This is a genomic window from Alcanivorax sp. (assembly GCF_051117345.1).
GTDB lineage: Bacteria > Pseudomonadota > Gammaproteobacteria > Pseudomonadales > Alcanivoracaceae > Alcanivorax.
On the sequence record NZ_JBNPEC010000048.1, the window covers coordinates 1 to 6164 of the forward strand.

Genomic DNA, 6164 nt, shown 5'->3' on the forward strand with positions numbered 1-6164 from the left:
GCACAACAGGAAGGCATATCTCGCGCGTTATTCATTATTAACTATTAATTATTCACTGCTTTATGGAGTTGTCGTGTCTGACTGCGTGCTGTTTTCCGAAATTGAAACCCGCTGCGGCCGTGTGATCGCCCGCGCTACCCTGAATGCCCCCAAAGCGCTGAATGCCCTGAGCCTGGAAATGATCCAGACCCTCAGCAAGCAGATGGACGAATGGGAGCAGCGTGACGATGTGGTGGCGATCTGGCTGGAGGGGGCTGGCGGCAAGGCCTTCTGTGCCGGCGGCGACATCGTGCAGATGCACAAGTCCATGGTGAAACATGCCGGGCAGGGCAGAAACCCCTTCACCGAGCAGTACTTCGCCGAAGAATACGCCCTGGATTACCGCATCCACACCAGCCGGATTCCGGTAGTTGTGTTTGGTGATGGCATTGTCATGGGCGGCGGTATGGGCCTGCTGCAGGGCGCGGCTTTTCGTCTGGTGACCCCGCGTTCGCGCATGGCCATGCCGGAAATCAACATCGGCTTGTTCCCGGATGTGGGCGGCAGCTGGTTCCTGAATCGCTTGCCGGGTCGCGCGGGGCTGTTCCTGGGCCTGACCGGTGTGCACATCAATGGCCGCGAAGCGGTGGAAATCGGCATGGCCGACCGTATGGTTGATGGCGATGCGGATAACCTGCTGGCAGCACTGGCGGAGCAGGACTTCGCCGATGACGTCACCGACAACCGGGCCGTGCTCTATCGCCTGTTCAAGCAACAGGCCGCTGACATGAGCGAGCTGAATCACCCGCTGATCGACCACCTGCCGCAGATCAATCGCCTGTGCGATGGCGAGAGCCTGCCGGTGGTGGTGGAGCAGCTGCTCACTGCCAAGGATCGCGATGGCTGGCTGGACAAGGCACTGGGTAACCTGGAGCGTGGCTGTCCGCAGACGGCCCACCTGGTGTGGGAGCAGCTGGCCCGCTCCACCTATTTGTCTCTGGCCGATATTTTCCGTATGGAATGGTGCCTGGCCGTGCAGTGCTCCCTGCACGGCGATTTCCGCGAAGGCGTGCGCGCCCTGCTGATCGACAAGGACGGCAACCCTGGCTTCCGCCACCGCAGCGTCAACGACGTACCGAGGGCGTATATCGACGGTTTCTTCGAGTGCCCGGCGCCGAAGCATCCGCTGGCAGAGCTGGGTTGAACAGTTAATAGTGAACAGTGAACAGCGCGCGAAACGGGGTTTCCGGTTTTGCCCCGCAAGAGGCCGCGCCCAATACCTGGGCGCGGCCTCTTTGCGTTTGAAAACAGCAACGACGCAAGCTCGCGCCGCTGTTAACTATTCACTATTAACTGTTAACTGAAGTTTCACTCTTTCCACGGTAGTGAATAAGGCAGCGCGCCCAGCTGGCTGTCCAGCGCCTGCTCGCCTCGGAACAGCACCCCATCGGTATCCCGGCGCAGTACCACCAGGGCGGCGCGGCCCTGTGGGGTGCGGGCGGCGCTGACCACTTCGCCAGCGGCCTTGCCGTTGCTGTCGCGGAGGGTTTCGCCCGGTGTCAGGTCCACATCGGCAGTGTAGTCGATGCGCTGCATACGCTGCTTGAGCTTGCCCTTGAAGTGCATGCGGGCGACCACTTCCTGGCCGGTGTAGCAGCCTTTCTTGAAGTTCACCCCGGCGGTGACGTCGTAGTTGAGCACCTGGGGCAGAAACAGGTCTTCCGCACCGGGGTAGACCATGCCTTCGCCGGCGTCGATATCGGCCTGCAGCCAGCCATTGGCGCCGGTGGTGCCCCGGTCGGCGGCCAGGGTCTGCCAGACGTGCTCGGTGTTGTCCTGCTTGACGAGCAGCAAGGCATGATCGGTGAAGGGGTAGCGCAGCCACAGGCCCTGATCGGTGTCGGCGCTGTTACCGTGATTGGGAGCCTCGGCGGGTAGATTGCCGGCCAGACCCAGCACCACGAGATCCTGGTCCACGCTGAATTCCACCTTGGCGCGCAGCCGGTATTTCATCAATGCCTTGATCACCGCTTCGCTCAGCTCCGCAGGGCACAGCAGCAGATAGTCGTCGCCATCGCGGACGATACGTGCACTGACCAGGCCGCGGCCTTTGAGAGTCAGGTGCATGCCGTTGCGGTGGCCCTGTTGATCGACTTCGCGCAGATCGCAGGACACCTGGCCTTGCAGATAATGGGCGGCTTCCTCGCCGTGGGCGCGGATCACGGCCAGGTGGTCGCAATGACTGATGTAGGGAGTCTCGGCACTGTTGGCCAAGGCCTGGGCGGCAATGAAATCGGACCAGCTCATGGGGCTCCTGTTATTGCTCGGTGTGCTTGCGATAGAGACGAAAAATCATCGGACATGGTACCTGAATCCAGGCCCGCAGCGTGGCTCTATGAAGCAGGAATTTGCGGTCACTGGCAATTTTTTTGGGGTCGAGGTTTGCTGCTGGAGTCAGTAGGGCAGGTGTTGGATAATGCGCATACGGTGCGGAACGTGGTGCCGCAATTTCTGATCAGGATAATGCAGTAATGAGTCATGATGACCTGAAACGTCAATATCGTTGGCAGTGCCGCCGTGGGGCCTCGGAGGCGGAGGTGGTGCTGTTCGCCTATCTGGACGATCACTTCGATAATGAATCGCCGGACCATCAGGCCTGGTTCCCGAAACTGCTCGCCTGTGAAGATGCGGACATGTTCGAGTGGTTTACTCGCCGCAGTGAGCCACAAGACCCGGCATTGCGCGAGTATGTACGGCATGTCCTTGCTCTGGTCTCCGCGAAAAAAGGTTGAGCTGAATGCCTCTCGCTATCCCGCCAGGATTCGCTGGCTGGCGGTGGCGGTGGTGACCCCGGCGGTTTTGCTGGCGCAGGTGCCCTGGTGGGCGTCGGCACTGATGCTAATGGCGTTGCCGCTGTTGGTATGGGGCTGGCGGCCGGCTCAGCTCGCCCAGATGGAACTCCACGAACAACGCCTTACTCTCATCGGCCGCCATTGGCAGGAACTGGAAGCCCCTCGCCGGGTACTGCGCGCCGGCCCCTGGATGGCCATCCAGACCCCGGAAGGCTGGCTGCACCTGTTCGACGATCAGGCACCTCGGGAGCAATTGCAGCCGTTTTATCAGTGGCTGTGGACCAACAGGAAAAGCAATTAATAGTTAACAGTTAATAGTTAACAGCGCGCGAGTGGGCGTTGTTGCTGCTTTCAAAGTAAGAGGCCGCGTCCAAACTCTGGACGCGGCCTCTTACTTTGCTAAACCAAAATGCCCGGCTTGCCCGTAGGAGCGTCGCTGGCGGCGCGATTAGGTCTTTGGTCAGAACACTCACTTTTAAGGCAACGGTGCGGTGCCCCCCGGAGTCAGTCCGTTCAAAGGCAGGAGGCCACACCCATGCTCTGGACGTGGCTTTTTTGCGTAACAGAACCGGAAATCTGTCTCGCGCGCTGTTCACTATTCACTGTTAACTGTTCACTGCTGTTCCGGTGTCAGCACCGTATCCACAATCTCGTCATTCACTCCCGGGAAATCACGCATGAAATGCAGCCCCCGGCTTTCCTTGCGCTGCATGGCGGAGAGGATGATGAGTTCGGCGATGACGACCAGGTTGCGCAGTTCCAGCAGGTCATTGCTGATGTGGTAGTTGCTGTAGTACTCGGCAATTTCACTTTTCAGCATGTCTACCCGGTGTTGGGCCCGCTGCAGACGTTTTTCCGTGCGTACGATGCCCACGTAATCCCACATGAAACGGCGTAGCTCGTCCCAGTTGTGGCTGATCACCACGTCTTCATCTGAGTCGGTGACCTGGGATTCGTCCCATTCCTTGTGCTCGCGGGGTTCGGGTACGTCGGCCAGGGTGGCGCCGATGTGTTCGGCGGAGGCCTTACCGTACACCAGGCACTCCAGCAGGGAGTTGCTGGCCATGCGGTTGGCGCCGTGCAGGCCGGTGAAGCTGGTTTCGCCGATGGCGTAGAGGCCGGGCAGGTCGGTCTGGCCGTTGTCGTTGATCATCACGCCGCCGCAAGTGTAGTGGGCGGCGGGCACCACCGGCATGGGGTCGCGGGTGATATCCAGGCCCAGTTGCAGGCACTTGGCATAGACGGTGGGGAAGTGCTCGATGATGAAATCCGCCGGTTTGTGGCTGATATCCAGATACAGGCAGTCAGCGCCCAGGCGTTTCATCTCATGGTCGATGGCGCGGGCCACCACGTCCCGGGGGGCCAGTTCGCCGCGCTCGTCAAAGCGATGCATAAAGCGCTCGCCGCTGGGCAGTAGCAGGTGGCCGCCCTCGCCGCGAATCGCCTCGGTGACCAGGAAGCTCTTGGCCTTGGGGTGGTACAGACAGGTGGGGTGGAACTGCATGAATTCCATGTTGGCTACCCGGCAGCCGGCCCGCCAGGCCATGGCGATACCGTCGCCGGTGGCCACATCCGGGTTGGAGGTATACAGGTACACCTTGGAGGCCCCGCCGGTGGCCAGCACCACGGCGCGGGCCAGGATTACATCGGTTTCGCCAGTCTCGATATTGTGCACATAGGCGCCACAGCAGCGTTTTTCGCCACTGTGCTCCTGCAGGATCAGATCTACCGCGACCCGGTATTCGAAGCGGGTGACGTTGGGGCGGTTGCGCACCTGGCCGATCAGGGTGCCGGAGATGGCCTTGCCGGTGGCGTCGGCGGCGTGAATGATGCGCCGATGGCTGTGGCCGCCTTCGCGGGTCAGGTGATAGGGCAGGGAGCCCTCGTTGTTGCCGGTCAGGCGGGTGAAGTCTACCCCCAGATCAATCAGCCAGCGGATCGCATCCGGGCCGTTTTCCACGGTGTAACGCACCGCGTCGTCATGGCACAGGCCGCCCCCGGCCACGTGCGTATCGGCCACATGGCTTTCCAGGGAATCCTCCTGATCCAGCACCGCGGCGACACCGCCCTGGGCGTAATAGGTACTGGCGCTGGTCAGCTCGCCTTTGGATAACAGGGCGATCCGGCAATCATCGGGGAGGCGCAGGGCGGTAGTTAATCCCGCAGCTCCGGAACCAATGATGAGTACATCGTGTCGGAAGGTGGCCATGAACAATCCTTGGACCTGTGTGGATAGGCCCCACACGGGTTGTTAGCGCCAGAACAAATGTTCAAGCAATGTGAAAAGGGTGGCAAAGCGGCCCTATAGTATAGCCGCGACCCTCACACCTGCTACAATGGCCTGCTTTAATTGGCTGAAAATTCAGCCATTGCCATGTATCCGCGTTTCGCGAAAGATCCGGGGGATCGGTGTCAGACGAAGAGTTGGTCAAGAAAGCCAAAACCGGTGATCAGCGTGCCTTTGAAGTGCTGGTGCGTAAATATCAGCAGCGTATTTTCGCCCTGATCAGCCGCTATGTGCGCGACTCGGATGAAGTGCAGGACGTGGCCCAGGAAGCCTTTATCAAAGCCTGGCGTGCCTTGCCCCGTTTCCGGGGTGATAGTGCCTTTTACACCTGGCTTTATCGTATTGCCGTGAATACCGCCAAGAACCATTTGGTGGCCGCCGGTCGGCGGCCGCCCGGCTCGGACCTTGATGCGGCCGAGGCTGAGCAGTACGCCGGTGCAGAAATGCTGCACGAGATTGGAACCCCGGAGTCCCTCGTGTTGTCACAGGAACTGGAGGCAGTAATCCATCGAGCCATCGAAGAGCTGCCCCATGAACTGAAAACTGCCGTGACCCTGCGTGAATTCGAGGGTCTCAGCTATGAGGACATCGCGGCGGTAATGGAATGCCCGGTGGGAACTGTTCGTTCCCGCATCTTCCGGGCCCGGGAAGCAATTGATACAGCTGTGCGCCCGCTTTTGGGCTCCCAGCGTGGCGACAAAGGGTGAGTGTATGAGCAGGGACCTGGAAACACTGTCTGCGTTCCTTGATGGGGAGACCAGCGAGCTGGAAACCCGTCGGGTAATGCGTGATATCGACAATGCCGATCTGGATGCACTGTCTCGTTGGCAACTTGCCCGGGATGTGATGCATAACCAGCCATCCACGAGTGTGCCTGCTGGCTTCAACGCCAGCCTGTCTGCGGCGCTGTCCGCCGAACAGGCGCCGGCGCGTCGTCCGGCCTGGCTGGGTAGCGTGAGCCGTCTGGCAGTGGCTGCATCCGTTGCAGCGGCTACGGTGGTGGGCTGGCGGAGCGGGGAGGCGACCCAGTCTCCCGGTGCTGCGCC

General features: G+C 60.6%; 7 protein-coding genes. 5 read left to right on the forward strand and 2 right to left on the reverse strand.

What is annotated here, in order from left to right:
* Nucleotides 1–73: 73 nt before the first annotated feature.
* A complete protein-coding gene (locus ACFE0K_RS03235) occupies nt 74–1183 on the forward strand; it encodes an enoyl-CoA hydratase/isomerase family protein (protein ID WP_434534697.1) in 1110 nt (369 codons plus the stop codon).
* 164 nt (nt 1184–1347) lie between these two features.
* Here ACFE0K_RS03235 and ACFE0K_RS03240 read toward each other — a convergent pair whose 3' ends face one another.
* A complete protein-coding gene (locus tag ACFE0K_RS03240) occupies nt 1348–2286 on the reverse strand; it encodes a YgfZ/GcvT domain-containing protein (RefSeq protein ID WP_434534698.1) in 939 nt (312 codons plus the stop codon).
* A gap of 224 nt (nt 2287–2510) precedes the next feature.
* Between ACFE0K_RS03240 and ACFE0K_RS03245 the strand changes: the two genes are divergently transcribed.
* Together ACFE0K_RS03245 and ACFE0K_RS03250 are read left to right on the forward strand one after the other, a co-directional pair.
* Nucleotides 2511–2771 (forward strand): succinate dehydrogenase assembly factor 2, encoded by a 261-nt coding sequence (locus ACFE0K_RS03245; RefSeq protein WP_434534699.1) that lies wholly within the window; start codon nt 2511–2513, stop codon nt 2769–2771.
* On the forward strand, nt 2737–3132 hold the full coding sequence (locus ACFE0K_RS03250; protein WP_434534700.1) for a hypothetical protein: 396 nt from the start codon (nt 2737–2739) through the stop codon (nt 3130–3132). The genes ACFE0K_RS03245 and ACFE0K_RS03250 overlap by 35 nt, the downstream gene beginning before the upstream one ends.
* Before the next feature lie 312 nt (nt 3133–3444).
* Here the strand turns inward: ACFE0K_RS03250 and nadB are convergent, their stop codons facing one another.
* A complete protein-coding gene (gene nadB, locus ACFE0K_RS03255; protein WP_434534701.1) occupies nt 3445–5040 on the reverse strand; it encodes an L-aspartate oxidase in 1596 nt (531 codons plus the stop codon).
* A gap of 200 nt (nt 5041–5240) precedes the next feature.
* On the opposite strand from nadB, the gene rpoE reads away from it, so the two are divergent.
* Nucleotides 5241–5825, forward strand: coding sequence for an RNA polymerase sigma factor RpoE (gene rpoE / locus ACFE0K_RS03260; RefSeq protein ID WP_297768830.1), 585 nt, complete (start codon nt 5241–5243; stop codon nt 5823–5825).
* Between the two features lie 4 nt (nt 5826–5829).
* On the forward strand, nt 5830–6164 hold a 335-nt coding region (locus tag ACFE0K_RS03265; protein WP_434534702.1), incomplete at its 3' end, for a sigma-E factor negative regulatory protein.

Excerpts from the sequence above, each read along its gene's own strand:
- ACFE0K_RS03250 (WP_434534700.1), top strand. The coding sequence starts at position 2,737 with ATGTCCTTGCTCTGGTCTCCGCGAAAAAAGGTTGAGCTGAATGCCTCT.
- ACFE0K_RS03240 (WP_434534698.1), bottom strand. The coding sequence starts at position 2,286 with ATGAGCTGGTCCGATTTCATTGCCGCCCAGGCCTTGGCCAACAGTGCC.
- nadB (WP_434534701.1), bottom strand. The coding sequence starts at position 5,040 with ATGGCCACCTTCCGACACGATGTACTCATCATTGGTTCCGGAGCTGCG.
- ACFE0K_RS03245 (WP_434534699.1), top strand. The coding sequence starts at position 2,511 with ATGAGTCATGATGACCTGAAACGTCAATATCGTTGGCAGTGCCGCCGT.